Genomic DNA, 17,551 nt, shown 5'->3' on the forward strand with positions numbered 1-17,551 from the left:
TGACAGCTCAGCCTAGGCTAATTTTCGGCATGTCGAAGCGACTGCTCGGCCGTCTTCACTGCCGATTGCGCAACCTGCTGCCTGTCAACGCGTTTCGGTGTTTTTTATTTTAAGCAATTCAAACACTAAGCACACAAACGCGCAAAAAACTCAAGAGCACTATATCTGCTGCAAGTGGCCATACAGTTTGGCATACAGCCCGCCATCGGCAATTAACTGCTGATGATCGCCGTCTTCGGCCACTTGTCCGCCATCGAACACCACCACCCGATCCGCCTGTTTTACCGCCGACAAGCGGTGGGCAATGATCAGTGTGGTGCGACCATTGAGGAACCGCGCCATGGCTTCATGCAGGTTGTATTCGGTGGCGGCATCGAGGGCCGAGGTGGCTTCGTCGAGGATCACCACTTTGGGCTCGGCCAGGATCATCCGCGCAATCGCCAGACGCTGACGCTGCCCGCCGGACAGGCGCACGCCGGAGCGCCCGACGATGCTGTCGAGGCCGTCCGGCAAGGCACGGATGACGGGTTCGAGCTGGGCGATTTCCAGCGCCTGCCAACAGGCTTCGTCACTGCGTGTGCGCCCCATGGTCAGGTTGGCGCGCACGGTGTCGTTGAACAGCGCCGGATGCTGCAACACCACCGCAACGTTTTCCCGAACGATCTCCAGACCGATTTCCTGCTGGGTCGACCCACCGAAACGGACGGTGCCCGCGAGCGGCGTGTACAACCCCAACAGCAATTGCACCAAGGTACTTTTGCCACCGCCACTGGCGCCAACAATCGCGACTTTTTCGCCGGGCGCGATAGACAGGTTCATCTGATCCAGCACCAGCTCATCGCCGTAACCGAAACACAGGCCCTGCACTTCAATACCGACGGTTTCGCGCCCTTTGAACGGGTCGACACCCCCCGGATATTGTGGCTCATCGGCACGCGCCAGCAATTCGTTGACCCGCGCCAGCGCACCGCCCGCCGCGTAGTAGGCGTATTGCAGATTCAACAACTGTTCGACCGGGCCAATCATGAACCACAGGTAACTGAACACCGCGAGCATCTGGCCAATCGACAGATCGGAAAACAACACGGTGAGCATCGCCGCCGCGCGGAAGATGTCGATGCCGAACTGGAACAGCAAGCCACTGGCGCGGTTGGACGCGTCGGTTTTCCACTGCGAATTGACCGCGTAGTTACGCACTTCCTGTGCCCGCAGACCCAACCGCCCGAGGAAATAGCCCTGACGGTTACCCGCTCGCACTTCCTGGATCGAATCGAGGGTTTCGCTCAGCGCCTGAGTGAAGCGCGCGGTGCTGTCGTTCTCGAGTTTTTTCAGGTGTTTGACCCGCTTGCCCAACTGCACCGTGGCGTAGATCACCAGCGGGTTGAACAACAGAATCAGCAGCGCCAGTTTCCAGTGCATCCACATCAGAATGCTTGCTGTGCCAACCAGAGTCAGCATCGCCACCAGAAAACGGCTGAGGGTTTCGCCCACAAACTTGTCGAGGGTGTCCAGATCGGTGACCAGGTGCGTGGTCACGGTCCCGCTGCCCAGGCTTTCGTATTCACCGAGGGAAATGCGTTTGAGGCGTTCGATCAGCCGCACACGGATGCGGTAGACGATGTCTTTGGCCAGACGCGCGAAGAGTCGCGCCTGCAACACGCCAAAACACAGGGCGCTGCAGCGCAGGGTCAGCGTGACCACCAGCATCAGGCCGATGTAGCCCGCCGCTTGCTGCCACATCGACGGCAGCACCTGATTCATGACTTTCAGCGCGGCGTCGCCGTGGCCGAGCAGCACTTCGTCCACCAGCAAGGGCAGCAATAATGGAATCGGCACGCTGCACAGCGTCGCCAGCACGGCCACGCCGTTGGCGATCCACAGGGATTTTTTATGATGCAGTGCCAAGCGCCGGACTTCTGCCCAGCTCAGCCGGTCGACACGCTTTACGGCTGGCGTGTCATCGGCCAGGTCAGGCACAGGCTGCGCGCTCCAGCCAGCGACCGAGCAACGGCGACAGCTCGCTGAGCGGTTGATAGCCATTGGTCAGCAGCGCCAGTTGGCCATTGCGTTCGGCCAGCAACGTCGGGAACCCGGCGATGCCCAGATCCTGCACCCAATTGAAATCCGCCGCCGTGGCTTCGTGCTGATCGGCGCGATCAAACAGTGCGGCAAATTCGATCCGTGGCACGCCGGCCTGCTCGGCCAGTTCCACCAGCACGCTGGCTTGGGTGACGTCGCGGCCTTCGGTGTAAAACGCCTGCTGAATCAGTCCGACCAATGTCCACGCACAATCCGGCGCCAGGCTGCGTGCGGTGACGATCGCACGGCAGGCAGGCTCGGTGTCGTAGACAAAACCATCGGGCAACGCGCCTTCAAACTTGAATGGCTGGCCGGTGGCCTCGGTCACTGCCTGCCAATGCTCGAGAATGTAGCGTCGAGTGGTCGGCTCCAGCGCCGAACCGCTGCCGGTACGCAACCCGCCAACGACAAGGTGCAACTCCACCCCGGCCGCCTGGGCCTGCTCGACCAGAGCCTTGGCCACCGGGGCAAACCCCCAGCACCAGGAACACATCGGATCCATCACGTAGAGCAGGCGCGCAGACATGGTTAAGCCTCGGTGGATGCTTGCTTGTAGTTGTAGCCGATCGGGTGCGGCTGGTTGCGGGCCTTGGCCAGTTCGATCTGCTTCTGCCGATCGATGGCGCTGCGGCGGGTTTTCTCGCTCAGCGTGTCCCAGCAATGCGGGCAACTGACGCCGGCGACGTAATGCTCGCTGGCGCGATCTTCAACGCTGACCGGCGTGCGGCAGGCATGACATTGATCGTAGTCGCCTTCGCTGAGGTCGTGACGCACGGTCACACGGTTGTCGAATACAAAGCAGTCGCCCTGCCACTTGGTTTCTTCCTGCGGCACCTCTTCGAGGTACTTCAAAATGCCGCCCTTGAGGTGGTAAACCTCTTCGAAACCTTCGCCGAGCATGTAGCTCGAGGCTTTCTCGCAGCGGATACCGCCGGTGCAGAACATCGCGACCTTCTTGTGTACGGCCGGATCGAAGTGTTCTTTGATGTAGTCGGGGAATTCGCGAAAACTGGTGGTTTTCGGATCGATGGCACCTTCGAAGGTGCCGATCGACACTTCGTAATCGTTGCGCGTGTCGATCAACAGCACTTCAGGGTCGCTGATCAACGCGTTCCAGTCTTGCGGATCAACGTAAGTACCGACTTTTTTGTTCGGGTCGACGCCTTCGACACCGAGGGTGACGATCTCTTTCTTGAGCTTGACCTTGGTACGGTAGAACGGCTGCTCGTCGCAGTACGATTCTTTATGATCGATGTCGATCATGCGCGGGTCATTCTTGAGCCAGGCGAGCAGGCCGTCGATGCCTTCGCGAGTACCGGAAACCGTGCCGTTGATGCCTTCTTCGGCGATCAACAGTGTGCCTTTGATGCCGTTGTCGACCATCGCTTGCAGCAGTGGCTCGCGCAGGTTGACGTAATCTTCGAGGGTGACGAACTTATACAGTGCCGCCACGACAATCGGTTGTGTCATGGGTATTTCTCCAGGTGGCTACCCTCGCAAAGGGTGAACCGGATGCGAAAAAAAACGCGCCGGGTGAGCGGCGCGTTGTGGATTCTAACAAAAAAGCAGCTTCGAGCGGCTAGCTTCAAGCGGCCAGCCATGAACAAGGCGCCGTTAACTTGCAGCTTGCTGCTTGAAGCGTATAGCTACCCTCCTCCAGCACAGGTCGGCGACGCCGGGGCGGCGCCAATCTCTGCCCATTCCTGTGGGGTATAGGTGTGCAGCGCCAACGCATGGAACTCGCCCATCAACTCGCCGAGCGTGCCGTAGATTTTCTGGTGGCGCTTGACCCGGTTCAGGCCTTCGAACTGCGCACTGACCACCACAGCCTTGAAGTGGGTCTGCAACCCGCGACTGTGCATGTGGCTTTCATCCAGTACTTGCAGATGCTCAGGCTGTAACAGGCCCAGCGTTGATTCGATGCGTTGTTGCATGGTCATCGCGAACTCCGCTTACGGCTTTTTCTTGGCCGGAGCAGCGCCTTTCGGTGCCAGCTCGCTGGTCATGTCTTCCAGCAGTTTGTTGACGACAGGCACTGCGCTTTCCAGTTTGGCCTGAGTCATCTGGGCCGATTGCTGGGTCAGTTGCGGCATTTTTTCCAGGACTTTTTTGCCCAGCGGCGACTGATAGAACGCTACCAGGTCTTTGAGCTCGGATTCGCTGAAGTTGCTGGTGTAGAGCTTGACCATGTCCGGCTTGAGCTTTTTCCAGCCAATGGCTTGATCCAGGGCTGCGTTGGCCTTGGCCTGGTAGGTTTCCAGCGTGGCTTTCTTGGATTCCGGGGCCTTGGTCTGTTCAAAGCGCTGGGCGAACATCTGCTGAACCTGCATGTAAACCGGAGTGCCCAGTTTGTCAGCGTGCGCCAGGGTCAGGAAAGCTTCGGCACTGGCGTTGTGGCTGGCGGTATCGGCAAGCACCTGGCCGCTGGCGCAAACCAGTGCTACCGCGGTACAGATGGCACAAAGACGAGTCATCGAGTTTCCTTTTCAGCTAAGCGAGGTAAAACCCCAAGGGCGCTCATTCTGCGCCTAACAATCGCTGCGGCTCAACCCCCCGGCCCTTGCCACACTGGATTGACCGGGTTTTACCGGTCAACAATCGGTTAGAGGGAACCACCCGGGCCGAAGCCGGCCTAAACTGCGCAAACAGACCAACAGGAGTGTGCACGATGAGCCGTATCGAAACCGACAGCCTGGGCCAGATCGAAGTCCCGGACGACGCCTACTGGGGTGCTCAAACGCAACGCTCGCTGATCAACTTCGCCATCGGTCAGGAACGCATGCCACTGCCGGTATTGCATGCCCTGGCCCTGATCAAAAAAGCCGCCGCCCGCGTCAACGACCGCAACGGCGACCTGCCCGCCGACATCGCCCGTTTGATTGAGCAAGCCGCCGACGAAGTGCTCGACGGCCAGCATGACGACCAGTTTCCTTTGGTGGTCTGGCAGACCGGCAGCGGCACCCAGAGCAACATGAACGTCAACGAGGTGATCGCCGGTCGCGCCAACGAACTGGCTGGCAACCCGCGCGGCGGCAAAACGCCGGTGCACCCCAACGATCACGTCAATCGCTCGCAAAGCTCCAACGACTGCTTCCCCACCGCCATGAGCATCGCCACGGTGAAGGCCGTGCAGGAGCAATTGCTGCCGGCGATTGCCGAGCTGTCCGGCGGCCTTGCGGAACTGTCGGCGCGGCACATGAAATTGGTGAAAACCGGCCGCACGCACATGATGGATGCCACGCCGATCACCTTCGGCCAGGAGTTGTCCGGTTTTATCGCGCAATTGGATTACGCCGAACGGGCGATCCGCGCCGCGCTGCCGGCAGTGTGCGAGCTGGCGCAAGGCGGCACTGCGGTGGGTACCGGGCTCAACTCACCCCATGGTTTTGGCGAGGCGATTGCGGCAGAACTGGCGGCGCTGTCCGGTCTGCCTTTCGTCACCGCGCCAAACAAGTTTGCCGCCCTTGCTGGCCACGAACCACTGACCAGCCTTTCCGGCGCGCTGAAAACCCTCGCCGTGGCGCTGATGAAAATCGCCAATGACCTGCGTCTGCTGGGCTCAGGGCCGCGTGCCGGTTTGGCTGAAGTGCGCTTGCCTGCCAACGAACCGGGCAGTTCGATCATGCCCGGCAAAGTTAACCCGACCCAGTGCGAGGCGTTGTCGATGCTCGCCTGTCAGGTATTGGGCAACGACGTGACGATCGGCATTGCCGCCAGCCAGGGCCACTTGCAACTGAACGTGTTCAAACCGGTGATCATCCACAACCTGCTGCAATCGATCCGCCTGCTGGGCGATGGCTGCAGCAACTTCCAGCAGCATTGCATTGCCGGGCTCGAGCCGGATGCCGAGGTCATGACCAGACATCTGGAACGGGGGCTGATGCTGGTGACCGCGCTGAACCCGCACATCGGTTACGACAAGTCGGCGGAAATCGCCAAGAAGGCCTACAACGAGGGACTGACCCTGCGTGAAGCGGCGCTGGCGCTGGGTTATCTGACGGATGAAGAGTTCGATGCGTGGGTGCGGCCGGAAAACATGATCGAGGCGGGGGCCAAGGGCTAAGCCTTGTAGCGTTTGAAAAATAAGCTTCGCGAACCAGCCCACTCCCACATTGGAATGCATTTCCTTGTGGGATCCGGCTGGCTCGCGAAGAACGATGACGCCGTTTAGCTGGCTGCCATCTTCATCCGCCGTGCCTTGAACCCGGCAATCAATGAAGGCCCCAACGCCACCAGCGCCGAACCGAGCACGACCAGCACCGCCCCGCCATAGCCCAGGGCATTGATCTGCTCGGCATGCACATACTGCGGCCATAACCCGGCCGCTATCGCGACCGCCCCGAACGTCACCAGCGGTGTAATCGCCAACGTCGCACTGACCCGCGACGCCTCCCAGTGCGCCAGCGCTTCAGCGAACGCGCCATAAGCGATCAGCGTGTTCATGCAGCACGCCAGCAATAACCAGCGCTGCACCGGGCTCAGTTGCAGCGCCTCGAGCGGATGCACCCAAGGGGTGAGCAGCAACGCGCAGAACAGATAAATCACCATCATGACCTGCAGCGAATTCCACACCGTCAGCAATTGCTTCTGGCCCAACGCGTAAAAAGTCCAGACGGTCGACGCCAGCAACACCAGCAATACGCCAGCGGTGTAGTCCGACAGCGAGGTCAGCAGTTCGGCCAATCGCTGATTGAAGAACAACACAAAACCGACCAGCAACACCGCCAGCCCCATCCCCTGGCCGATGCTGAAGCGTTCCTTGAACACAAACAGACTGGCGATCAGCAGCATGATCGGCCCCATCTGCACCACCAGTTGCGCCGTGCCGGGACTGAGCAGATTCAGCCCCGTCAGGTACAACACGTAGTTACCCACCAGCCCCAGTACCGCCATGAGCACCAACCAGCCACCCTTGGGGCCCAGCACCTTGCGGCTCGGCAGCCGCTTGACCGAGGCCAGATAAATGAACAGATACCCGCCGGACACCAGCAAGCGAAACCAGGTCACGGTGATCGGGTCCATCACCTGCAACACCTGTTTGAGTTTGATCGGCAGGATGCCCCATAGAAACGCAGTCAGCAGCGCCAGGCATAAACCGTAAACCCAGCGACCGGATGAAATGTGCATGCGAACCTCAAGGCCTGCTGACGAGAGTCCTCATTCTAGGCGCGCCACCGACGGCGACACAGGGACAGTTGGGGCCTGGGCGCGAATAAAACTGTGCAGGTCGCCGTAATAAATTGACGCGCCCCCGTTGATCGGCTGAGCGGGCGGCCCAAGTGATTCAGGCATAAGCTTTTTGAATCACTTGGCCGACAAGAACCCTCAAGGAGCCCCGTCATGTTGGGCATGCGTAGGCAAGACCCCGCCCCTGCCACACACTTTCGCAGCGACCGGGTGTGTCGGGTCAACGGTGAACTGTTCTTCAGCACTCGGGAAAATACCCTTGAGGGGCCGTTCGAGAGCACTGAACAGATAGACAAAGAAATACAGGCTTACATTGCGCGAATGCAGCTTATGAGCTGCGACACATAAACCGAGTCACGTCATTCGCGAGCAAGCCTGCCACAGGGTTGTGTGGTGAACACCCTCTAACTGTCTTAACGCACCGCCTCAAACAACCCCGTCGCGCCCATCCCGCCGCCCACGCACATGGTGACGATGCCGTAACGCAGGTCACGCCGCTGCAACTCACGCACCAGGTGGCCGACCTGCCGCGACCCGGTCATGCCGAACGGGTGACCAATGGAAATCGAGCCGCCATTGACGTTGTATTTCTCGTTGTCGATTTCCAGCCGGTCACGGCTGTACAGGCATTGCGACGCAAACGCCTCGTTGAGTTCCCACAAATCGATATCAGCCACCTGCAAGCCCTTGGCTTTGAGCAGTTTGGGCACCGAGAACACCGGGCCAATGCCCATCTCGTCGGGCTCGCAACCGGCCACGGTGAAGCCACGGAAAAACGCTTTCGGCTTGAGCCCCAGTTGCAGGGCTTTTTCCAGACTCATCACCAGCGTCATCGAGGCACCGTCGGACAGTTGCGACGAGTTGCCCGCCGTCACCGAACCGTCTTCGGCAAACACAGGCTTGAGGCCTGCGAGGCTTTCATAGGTGGTGTCGGGGCGGTTGCAATCGTCACGATCCACGATGCCATCGAGGATCTGCACATCACCGCTGTTCTTGTCTTCGACGCGATACTTGACCGACATCGGTACGATTTCATCGTCGAACAGCCCGGCCGCCTGAGCCTGCGCGGTGCGCAACTGGCTTTGCAGGGCATAGCGATCCTGCGCTTCACGGCTGACACCATACCGCCGTGCCACCACCTCAGCGGTCTGACCCATCGTGTAATAGATGCCCGGCGTTTGTTGCTTGAGCAACGGGTTGATCAGGTGATCGGTGTTGACGCTTTTCATCGTCAGGCTGATCGACTCGACGCCGCCGGCAACGATGATGTCGCTGCAACCTGAAGCGATCTGGTTGGCAGCCATTGCAATCGCCTGCAACCCGGAGGAGCAGAAACGATTGAGGGTCATGCCGGCGGTGCCAGTGCCCAGACGCGAGAGCACCGCTACGTTGCGGCCGATGTTGTAACCCTGGGCACCTTCGTTGGAGCCGGCACCGACGATGCAATCCTCGACACTGGCCGGGTCGACGTCGTTACGCGTCAGCAATGCGTTGACGCAATGGGCCGCCATGTCATCGGGGCGGGTCTGGTTGAACTTGCCGCGAAAGGATTTGGCCAGGCCAGTCCGGACGCTGTCGACGATCACCACTTCACGCATGGCATACCTCATTGTTGTGGTCGGTTGAGAGTGGACCTGAGCATAAGTCCACCGCATCAACGACCGCGACAATCATTCACCTCGCGTATGCGGATCTATTGGCTCAGTCCTTGTGCTTTTTCGCGTGTTTGTCGGATTTCTCGAACGCTTCTTCCAGCGCACGGTTGATGGTGCGCAATACTTTGATCCGCGCCCAACGTTTGTCGTTGGCCTCGACCAGCGTCCATGGGGAGATCTCGGTACTGGTGCGATCAACCATGTCACCGACTGCGGTGCGGTACTCGTCCCACTTGTCGCGGTTGCGCCAGTCGTCTTCGGTGATTTTGAAGCGCTTGAACGGGATCGCTTCCCGCGCCTGGAAGCGCTCCATTTGCGTGTCCTTGTCGATGGCCAGCCAGAACTTGACCACGATCACCCCGGCATCGGCGATCTGCTCTTCAAAGTCATTGATTTCACCGTAAGCACGCAGCCAGTCGGCCGGGGTACAAAAACCTTCGATGCGCTCCACCAGCACCCGGCCGTACCAGGAACGGTCGAACACGGTGAACTTGCCGCGCGCCGGCAAATGCCGCCAGAAACGCCACAAATAAGGTTGCGCCCGCTCCTCTTCGCTCGGTGCGGCAATCGGCACGATGTTGTACTGGCGTGGATCAAGCGCTGCCGCGACCCGCCGAATCGCCCCGCCCTTGCCCGCGGCATCGTTGCCTTCGAACACGGCCACCAGCGCATGGCGGCGCATACGCTTGTCACGCATCAGCCCGGACAGCCGCGCCTGTTCGGTGATCAGTTGCTCCTCGTAATCTTCCTTTTCCAGACGCTGGGTAAGATCGAGGCTGTCGAGCAAACCCTTATGATCGACGGGGGCGCCCAGCGGCGCTGCGTTGACCTCCTGGGCATGAATCTGCGAACGCTTCAACGCGTTTTGCAGCCCCTCAAGCAGAATATTGCCAACCGCCAGACTGCGATAGTTGGCGTCCATGCCTTCGATGACATGCCATGGCGCGTAGTCGCGACTGGTACGGCGCAATATGCGCTCGCCGTATTTGACGAACTTGTCGTAGGTTTGCGATTGCTGCCAGTCCAGCGGGCTGATCCGCCAACTGTGCAACGGGTCGTCGGCCAAGGCTTTGAGCCGCGCCTTCATCTGCTTCTTGGACAGGTGAAACCAGAACTTGAAGATCAGCGCGCCTTCATCGCAGAGCATTTTTTCCAGACGCTCGGCGGCGCCGATCGCCTGATCCAGACGCGGGTTCTTGAACAGGCCATGCACCCGTCCCTGCAACATCTGGCTGTACCAGTTACCGAAGAAAATCCCCATCCGCCCCTTGGCCGGCAGCATCCGCCAGTAACGCCACGCCGGAGGTCGGGCCAGCTCTTCATCGGTCTGCTGATCGAACGTACGCACCTCGATCAGCCGTGGATCCATCCATTCGTTGAGCAACTTGACCGTCTCGCCCTTGCCCGCGCCTTCGATGCCGTTGATCAAGACAATCACCGGGAAACGCTTTTGCTGCTGCAACTCGAACTGGGCATCGAGCAACGCTTCGCGCAGCGCCGGGACGGCGGCCTCATAGGTTTCTTTGTCGACGGCGTGACCGATTTCAGCGGATTCGAACATAGGACAGCTCCTTCCAGGATTGAGCAAGACTAGCGGATTGGGCACAAGGACGGCGCAGAAATTCCCGCGGGCGGCGGATTGTCATCGAGTCGTCGGCGCCAAGCCTTGCCACGGATCAAGCACCCTGCGCGCGATCGGCTAGAATGGCGACCTTGTCGTTGCCGAGCCTGCCATGAAAGCCGTATTGCCCCACGCCCAACTCGACTGGGATGAACAGGGACGCCCGCGTTCGCGAGTGTTTGATGACGTGTATTTTTCCGACCAGTCAGGTCTGGATGAAACCCGCTATGTGTTCCTCGAACAGAACCGTCTGGCCGAACGTTTTACTGCGTTGCCAGCACATGGACATCTGGCCATCGGTGAAACGGGCTTCGGCACCGGGCTGAATTTTCTCTGCGCCTGGCAGTTGTTCGAGCAACACGCCCCTGTCGGTGCCCGACTGCATTTTGTCAGCGTCGAAAAATACCCGTTGAGCCCGGCCGATCTGAAACGCGCCCTGGCGTTGTGGCCAGAACTCAAGCCGCTGGCTGATCAATTGCTGACCCATTACGTGGCGATCCATCAGGGCTTCCAGCGCATCACACTGGCCAATGGCCGAGTGACATTGACGCTGCTGATCGGCGATGCGCTGGAGCAATTGCCGCAACTGGACGCTCAGATCGATGCGTGGTTTCTCGACGGATTCGCCCCGGCGAAAAACCCGCAGATGTGGACCGCCGAACTGTTCGCTGAACTGGCTCGGCTGGCGGCGCCAGGCTCGACCATCAGCACGTTCACCAGCACCGGTTGGGTGCGGCGTTTGCTCAACGCCGCCGGCTTCAAAATGAAGCGCACGCCGGGCATCGGGCACAAATGGGAAATCCTGCGCGGCGAGTTCCTCGGCTGGCCGTCGGAGGTGGCCCCGCCTGCCCCGGAAAAACCCTGGTTCGCGCGCCCCGCCCCCACGTCCGGTGAACGTCGGGCACTGGTGATCGGCGCAGGTCTTGCCGGTTGTGCCACCGCGGCGAGCCTCGCGTCACGCGGCTGGAAAGTGAGTTTGCTGGAGCGCCACGAGGCCGTGGCACAAGAAGCCTCGGGCAATCCGCAAGGCGTGCTGTATCTGAAACTGTCGGCCCATGGCACGGCGTTATCGCAACTGATCATCAGCGGCTTCGGTTACACCCGACGCCTGCTCGAAAGCCTGCAACGGGGCACCGACTGGGACGATTGCGGCGTGCTGCAACTGGCGTTCAATGCCAAGGAAGCCGAGCGCCACGCGCAGTTGGCCGCGGCGTTCCCGGAGGATCTGTTGCAGTGGCTCGATCAGCCCGAGGCGCAGGCCCGCGCCGGTGTCGGCCTGGACCACGGCGGTTTGTACTACCCCGAGGGTGGCTGGGTGCATCCGCCCGCGCTGTGCCAGGCGCAGGCCACACAACCGAACATCGAACTGCTCAGCCACCGTGAGGCGCTGGAACTGCGCAAGGTCGATGATCAGTGGCAAGCCTTCGACGGCGACCGCTTGCTTGCCAGCGCGCCTGTCGTGGTATTGGCCGGTGCTGCCGAGATCAAGCGTTTTGCGCAAAGCGCCGAGCTGCCACTCAAGCGCATTCGCGGGCAGATCACCCGCCTGGCGCAGACTGAACAAAGCCAGGCGTTGACGACGGTGGTGTGTGCCGAAGGCTACGTCGCCCCCGCGCGACGGGGTGAACACACCCTCGGTGCCAGCTTCGATTTCAACAGCGACGACCTGACCCCGACCACCGCCGAACACCAAGGTAATCTGGCGATGCTAGAAGAGATTTCCAGCGATCTGGTCTCTCGCCTGCACATCAGCGAACAGGCGGTCGAAACCCTTCAAGGCCGCGCCGCCTTGCGCTGCACCAGTCCCGACTACCTGCCGATTGTCGGCCCGCTCGCCGACCGCGCGGCGTTCATTCACGCGTACGCGGCGCTGAGCAAGGATGCCCGGCAAGTACCGGACATCGCCTGCCCGTGGCTCGACGGTCTATACGTCAACAGCGGCCACGGTTCACGCGGTCTGATCACCGCGCCGCTGTCTGGCGAACTGCTCGCCGCCTGGCTGAACGACGAACCGTTGCCCTTGCCAAGAAGCGTGGCCGAGGCCTGTCACCCCAACCGTTTCGTATTGCGCCAACTGATTCGCGGCAAATAGACCTCAAGCATCGGGCATTGCGCAGAGGCCCAGATCCCCCAAGCGAATGGCCTCTCCCGTCAGGCGCTTGAGCACAGCCTCTTCGGCCTGCTCCCGTTCGAGCCTGATGACGTCCATCTGGTTCAGGTAATCGGCCGTGGAGAGTTTGCTCGCCTGTTCGAACACCGCGTCCAGCCGCGCCGGAAAGGTTTCCTCCAGGCTCGCGAATTGCCTGGGATACGTGCGCTTCAAGTACTCGCACCAGAACGGCTGACGCAGCAGGAACGTCAGCCATTCGGACGACAGCTCAGCGACACTGATCCTGTTCCTGGCAGTCTCCAGATTGGCTTCGGTCACCCCGCCCAGGATGGCAAAACGCATATGACGCGGCTGTCCCGGCAGATCGAACTCTTCGGCCAGTCCGATGCGATAAGCCAGGTTCACCTCCAGCGGATCAGCACTGGTATCGTTAAGCGCATGCTCACGGGCAATCTGATCCAGCTTGTCCAGCCGAAACAGGCCTCGACCAAGTTTGAGCAACGGGTGTACAGAGGTCACTCGGCCACCGGCAAGCCTGGTGATCTTGTTGACTTCCACAGCGAGTTCGAGCTGGCTGAAGTTGACGGCTGCGCTGTCCGTGCAATTGATCGGGTTGGCGGCCAGGTCGAACACTTGCTCACTCAGGATTGCATCGGTTTCGGCGGCTTCAAGCACCGCCCAGACACGTCGACAGGTGTCTTTGGCGACTTTTTCGGAGTCGGCGGTATTGCCCAGCTCCGCCAGTAAATGAAACAGGCCCTCGGCCCGGGGATCCTCCTTGAATAAGGTCCAGATCCGGTCACGCTGGGCCCAGTCCCCTCCGGCGCCGCCCTCGAACCACAGCGAGCGCGCCTTCTGTTCATCGAGACGCGCGTTATCGTTCTCCAGATAGCCCATACCGACACCCACATTGTTTCGATAGTCCGCCAGGTGAGTCCTGCTGGCTAACGACAAGGGATTACCGCGCAGGTCCAGCGCCTCGCTGAAACGTCGCGAGGTCTTGAATAACCAATCCGGTAGCTGCTTGATCTGATTTTCACGCAGATCGACCCAATCCAGATGTGGCAGGCGTTCAAGACCTTTGGGCAACTCGGTGACGCGGGTGTCGCGCAGACACAGGGAACGCAAATCAAACATCTTGCCCACCTCCGGGGTCGCCCCCAGCGGGTTACTGTTCAGATTCAGGGAGTGCAGTGTGCGCAGGTTGGCAAGCTTCACCAGTGTATGTTCGGTCAGTTTGATCCGGTTACCCGCCAGACTCACCCGGGTCAGATCAGGCATGTGCGACAACACCTCAGGCAGGCGCGTGAGTGCGTTGCCGTCGAGGTCCACAGACTCGGCGTGCTTGAATGACTTGAGGAAATAAACCAGGTCGTCGCCCTGCTCCATGTTCTTGAGCGACAACTGCTGGATATGATCGAAGTTCAACCCCGGCGGGAGCGTGGGCAACGTCCCCACCCGCATCCCGTCAAGATTCAATACACAGATCGATTTTCCGCTTTCATCGGTGGCCAGAAAAAGCCGCCGAAACCCATCCTCGATCATCTCTGCCGCCGTCTTGCGGCTGTGCCGCACTTCACGCAAATCCTCCCCCATCAACGTCATGCCTGCCTGATCCTGCGTCCAGACTTCGAGCACCTTGCGCAGTTGCTCCAGATCACGGCGCAAACCTTTCACCCGTGTAGCGCGGGTCAGCGGATCATTGCCCGACCGATCAATGAACTCACTGGCCTGCGCCTCGGTAAAGCCGGGATAGAGCCTTCTCACCTTACGTAATAACGCGCGTGGATGAGGTGATTCAGGCATTGCATGATCGCCCTGAATGCAGGGGGGGTCGGAGACCAGCGGCTCGAACTTGCCGGTGGTCAATACCCGGGCACTGGCCTCACGTTCGTCCAGCGCAATGTTCAGTAACTGGCTGCGCAATCGGGCACTGTCGGCGATCACCGGGTCAGCAAAACCTGCGGTTGTACGCTGAGCCGACGGCAGTGCCTTGAGGATCGCGGCATACAGGTTGTCTGGCTCCGACGCCACACGCCCCAGGGATTTACCGTCGCCAGTGAAGGCTTCGTAGCCGCCACTGGACTTGACCAGTGTGCAGGTCTTCAAAGGCGTCGCCGCTTCGTTACCGATGGCTTCCAGTACCGGCCCGTTCAGCGTCTTGTCCCGCAACGTCAGGCGCAGATTCGGGTCCCAGCCACTCAAACGGGGCAGTAACTGGATCGCCAGTTTTTCACTATCGGCATTGGCGACCTGCGACACGAGCAAACCGCTCAGGGCACGGTCAAGGCGCACGGCGGCAGAGGCCTTGCGGACTCTCTGCGCCAGGCGCAAAGGCACGCGCCCGGTTGAGCGCAAATGCAGACGCTCGACACTCGGCGCCTGGTCAATCAGGCGCTGAGCATAACGCGCAGGAATGTCGGCGAACACGCTGCGTAATGTCTTGACCTCGTCAGCCTCACTCTGGTCGTAGCGTTGATACATACGATCGAAAACCGATCGACGCTCAGCCCTGAACAAGGCTCCCAGTTTCTTCGCCAACGCTGGCTTTTGCGAGCCGGCACTGACCTTGCCCCCCAGCATGGCTTCAACCTCGCGCAGGGACAGGCCATCGATCACCGACTGCAACAACTGCCCTGCGGCCAATTGCTCTTGCGTGACCTGCACACTGAGCGCAGGGACGCGGGTGTTGGTCGCGGGATAGGTTGCCGTGACGTCTCCTTCGCTATCGCTGACCTCGATGTACCGGCCTGTCGGCCAGCCTGGCAACTGCGGCAAGCCGTGCAGTTGTTCCTGCGAAGGTTGACCTGCGTGAACTTCCCCACGCTCAAGCTCAGTGATGAGTTGGCTTGACTGGCGCTCGATCCGCAGGCGTTCCACGGTGTCGCGTAACCGGGCAGGCAAGGCCAGATTATCGTTAAAAACCCGGTGCAATTGATCGTGGGAGATCTCGCTGATTCGGCGAATCATGTCCAGATCCGTATCCGGGAACTCACTCAGACGCGGATCGATACGCTTGAGGGTGTAGGGAGCGCTATTCCACGTTTCGGCATCCTCAGCCGCCAGACGCCAGCCGCCCTCGACGTGTTGCTCAAGCCCGGGAGCATAGGCTTTCGGGCGCTCGGGATGATCCAGATGCCAGACCTTCGTGTCCGGATCGAGTGACCCGGAGAACATCCCATAGTCGACCCGGCCGACGGTTTTTTCCTTGAGCGGATGCAACTCGACGGAGTCATCGGCCATCGTGATACCGGCTGGCAGCCGATGTTCATACGGGGTGAGATCTGGCTTCCAAAGGCGCGGTTTACCGGCCGAATCCAGAATCGCGGTGAACTGCCCGAAAAACTCCGGATGGGCCCGAACCAGCTTGCGTCCCAGCGTGCCCACCGCCTTCTGTCCACCCGCGAACACGCCCATCAGCGCAATGTCTTGCGCCACGCTGAGCAGATGCGACAGCGCCTCCTGCTGGTCGCCCCGCTGCCAGTCCTCGACCCCCTCATACACTTGCGCCAGAAGTTGGCCAACCGCGACACCCATCATCAACTGACCGACAACCGGCACGAAGAAACCCGCCACCGTCGCAATGCTCACACCCAGTTCCAGAAAACCCAGCAAGCGCTTGCGTCGCACATCCTCATCAATATCGGCCGTCGGTACGGCGAGTTTGCGGGCGTCGATCTGCATCTTGCCGACATGGCTTTGCACCATGAACTCGAACAGCGGCACTGCAATGGGCAACTGCCTGATGTGGCCCAAATCGGCGGTGTCGGCGAAGGTCTTGAAGAAGTCTGCCTTGTCATCTTCATCAATGCTGTTGGCGAAGTAGTCCTGGTAGCGCTTGTCACTCAGCTTTTGCGTGAGGTATTGCTTGAACGCAGTGAAACTCGAGTACTCATACAGCGGCCTCTCGGGCTCGTTAGCCATGTACACCAGACACCATTCGTTTGGGTATAACTCGATCGACCGGACTGCAAACACCACAACCCCCCAGATGCAACTGTCGAGCACCTCGATGCCGTGCATCATTAATGGACGATTGCTGTAGTGCAGGGTTTTCGCCGAGACCACGCCGTCAGCGGCGATCAGCCTCTGCACGATCTGCAGGCCAGCCGGTGTGATGTGCTGGCTGATTGCGGCCAGATACATGTCCAGTTGCAGCAGAAGTTTCTTCATCGCAGCGATGTCGCGGGTCATCGGACGGGTGGCCGTCACTTTACCGGCGTCGTCCACCAGGCCGAACACCTGCTGAAAATGCGCCTGATAGCGCTTGCCCAGGTCCAGTTCGCGACAGAATTTGGCGAACGACGCCGGCGTCAATCCGGCCACGCCCGACGGTACGCTGCTCACCCGCACCTGACTGCCTTCGGGGTAGTTGTCGGTTTCCTCGTCTTCGGTGAAATTCTGCATCGCCGCTTGCAGCAATGTCTGCGTGGCATGTGGAAAGGTTTGAATGCCCTCTGGGTCGGTCGAGGCTGGCGAGCAACCACACTCAACCCCCGGCAAACTCAGCAGATCTTTTTCAACATCGAAGACCGCCGGCCACTTGGCTTTCAGCGCGCGGGTCAACTCAGCAATACAAAAGGCATTCAGAGGTTTGAGCTTGAGCAGATCCTTCTCGACCTTGAGTTGGATCGTGAGCAGGTCTCGCGCGGTTTGATCGAGCGCGACCAGCGTGCTGGTCGCACTGTTAAGCAGCATTGCGGGCAGGCTCTTGTGCAGCGCCTCGGCGTTGTCCAGGTCTCCTGTGGCTTCCAGCAAAACGCTGAGCACTTCATTCTGAGTCGGCGCACGCGGTGCGGATTTATTCTGTGTGGTGGTCATCGGCAATAGTCCTTTATTGCAGGCTTGAGCGTTAACCTTATCCACATCCACTTGGAATTAAAACAGAAGACTCCGACG

12 protein-coding genes are annotated in these 17,551 nt (G+C 60.1%); 3 read left to right on the plus strand and 9 right to left on the minus strand.

Annotated elements, in window-relative coordinates; translation table 11 throughout:
• Window positions 1-159: 159 nt before the first annotated feature.
• The 5 genes from AACY11_RS00160 to AACY11_RS00180 form a co-directional block, all read right to left on the minus strand.
• Entirely contained in the window at window positions 160-1,977 is a 1,818-nt protein-coding gene (locus AACY11_RS00160) for an ABC transporter ATP-binding protein (RefSeq protein WP_339493579.1), read from the minus strand.
• A complete protein-coding gene (locus tag AACY11_RS00165; protein WP_339431269.1) occupies window positions 1,970-2,572 on the minus strand; it encodes a DsbA family protein in 603 nt (200 codons plus the stop codon). Before AACY11_RS00165 ends, AACY11_RS00160 begins: the two co-directional genes overlap by 8 nt.
• Window positions 2,573-2,607: 35 nt before the next feature.
• A complete protein-coding gene (gene trhO / locus AACY11_RS00170; RefSeq protein WP_339464827.1) occupies window positions 2,608-3,549 on the minus strand; it encodes an oxygen-dependent tRNA uridine(34) hydroxylase TrhO in 942 nt (313 codons plus the stop codon).
• A 176-nt stretch (window positions 3,550-3,725) separates the two neighbouring features.
• A complete protein-coding gene (locus AACY11_RS00175) occupies window positions 3,726-4,019 on the minus strand; it encodes a BolA family protein (RefSeq protein WP_339431136.1) in 294 nt (97 codons plus the stop codon).
• A gap of 12 nt (window positions 4,020-4,031) precedes the next feature.
• Window positions 4,032-4,553, minus strand: a complete 522-nt coding sequence (locus AACY11_RS00180; protein ID WP_339493580.1) for a DUF2059 domain-containing protein — start codon at window positions 4,551-4,553, stop codon at window positions 4,032-4,034.
• Between the two features lie 194 nt (window positions 4,554-4,747).
• Here AACY11_RS00180 and AACY11_RS00185 point away from each other — a divergent pair, with 194 nt between their 5' ends.
• Window positions 4,748-6,142: a class II fumarate hydratase gene (locus tag AACY11_RS00185; RefSeq protein WP_339493581.1), complete on the plus strand. Its 1,395-nt coding sequence runs from the start codon at window positions 4,748-4,750 to the stop codon at window positions 6,140-6,142.
• 104 nt (window positions 6,143-6,246) lie between these two features.
• Here AACY11_RS00185 and AACY11_RS00190 read toward each other — a convergent pair whose 3' ends face one another.
• Window positions 6,247-7,206, minus strand: a complete 960-nt coding sequence (locus AACY11_RS00190; protein ID WP_339493582.1) for a DMT family transporter — start codon at window positions 7,204-7,206, stop codon at window positions 6,247-6,249.
• A gap of 213 nt (window positions 7,207-7,419) precedes the next feature.
• On the opposite strand from AACY11_RS00190, the gene AACY11_RS00195 reads away from it, so the two are divergent.
• The gene (locus tag AACY11_RS00195) at window positions 7,420-7,614 is read left to right on the plus strand and encodes a DUF6316 family protein (protein WP_339464831.1); all 195 of its coding nucleotides are present in this window, start codon (window positions 7,420-7,422) and stop codon (window positions 7,612-7,614) included.
• A 65-nt stretch (window positions 7,615-7,679) separates the two neighbouring features.
• Here AACY11_RS00195 and AACY11_RS00200 read toward each other — a convergent pair whose 3' ends face one another.
• Together AACY11_RS00200 and pap are read right to left on the minus strand one after the other, a co-directional pair.
• On the minus strand, window positions 7,680-8,864 hold the full coding sequence (locus AACY11_RS00200; protein ID WP_339431131.1) for a thiolase family protein: 1,185 nt from the start codon (window positions 8,862-8,864) through the stop codon (window positions 7,680-7,682).
• A gap of 103 nt (window positions 8,865-8,967) precedes the next feature.
• The gene (gene pap / locus AACY11_RS00205) at window positions 8,968-10,482 is read right to left on the minus strand and encodes a polyphosphate:AMP phosphotransferase (protein WP_339431130.1); all 1,515 of its coding nucleotides are present in this window, start codon (window positions 10,480-10,482) and stop codon (window positions 8,968-8,970) included.
• A 172-nt stretch (window positions 10,483-10,654) separates the two neighbouring features.
• Between pap and mnmC the strand changes: the two genes are divergently transcribed.
• Window positions 10,655-12,634 (plus strand): bifunctional tRNA (5-methylaminomethyl-2-thiouridine)(34)-methyltransferase MnmD/FAD-dependent 5-carboxymethylaminomethyl-2-thiouridine(34) oxidoreductase MnmC, encoded by a 1,980-nt coding sequence (gene mnmC / locus AACY11_RS00210; RefSeq protein ID WP_339493584.1) that lies wholly within the window; start codon window positions 10,655-10,657, stop codon window positions 12,632-12,634.
• Window positions 12,635-12,637: 3 nt separating this feature from the next.
• On the opposite strand, the gene AACY11_RS00215 is transcribed toward mnmC, so the two are convergent.
• Complete coding sequence (locus AACY11_RS00215) at window positions 12,638-17,473, minus strand: NEL-type E3 ubiquitin ligase domain-containing protein (RefSeq protein ID WP_339493585.1); 4,836 nt, start codon at window positions 17,471-17,473, stop codon at window positions 12,638-12,640.
• Window positions 17,474-17,551 lie beyond the last annotated feature (78 nt).

The organism is Pseudomonas sp. RA_105y_Pfl2_P56 (genome assembly GCF_963970845.1).
GTDB lineage: Bacteria > Pseudomonadota > Gammaproteobacteria > Pseudomonadales > Pseudomonadaceae > Aquipseudomonas > Aquipseudomonas baetica_A.

Coding starts and splice junctions, on each gene's coding strand:
- AACY11_RS00195 (WP_339464831.1), top strand. CDS start 7,420: ATGTTGGGCATGCGTAGGCAAGACCCCGCCCCTGCCACACACTTTCGC.
- trhO (WP_339464827.1), bottom strand. CDS start 3,549: ATGACACAACCGATTGTCGTGGCGGCACTGTATAAGTTCGTCACCCTC.
- AACY11_RS00180 (WP_339493580.1), bottom strand. CDS start 4,553: ATGACTCGTCTTTGTGCCATCTGTACCGCGGTAGCACTGGTTTGCGCC.
- AACY11_RS00200 (WP_339431131.1), bottom strand. CDS start 8,864: ATGCGTGAAGTGGTGATCGTCGACAGCGTCCGGACTGGCCTGGCCAAA.
- mnmC (WP_339493584.1), top strand. CDS start 10,655: ATGAAAGCCGTATTGCCCCACGCCCAACTCGACTGGGATGAACAGGGA.
- AACY11_RS00215 (WP_339493585.1), bottom strand. CDS start 17,473: ATGACCACCACACAGAATAAATCCGCACCGCGTGCGCCGACTCAGAAT.
- AACY11_RS00190 (WP_339493582.1), bottom strand. CDS start 7,206: ATGCACATTTCATCCGGTCGCTGGGTTTACGGTTTATGCCTGGCGCTG.
- AACY11_RS00175 (WP_339431136.1), bottom strand. CDS start 4,019: ATGACCATGCAACAACGCATCGAATCAACGCTGGGCCTGTTACAGCCT.
- AACY11_RS00165 (WP_339431269.1), bottom strand. CDS start 2,572: ATGTGTTCCTGGTGCTGGGGGTTTGCCCCGGTGGCCAAGGCTCTGGTC.
- pap (WP_339431130.1), bottom strand. CDS start 10,482: ATGTTCGAATCCGCTGAAATCGGTCACGCCGTCGACAAAGAAACCTAT.
- AACY11_RS00185 (WP_339493581.1), top strand. CDS start 4,748: ATGAGCCGTATCGAAACCGACAGCCTGGGCCAGATCGAAGTCCCGGAC.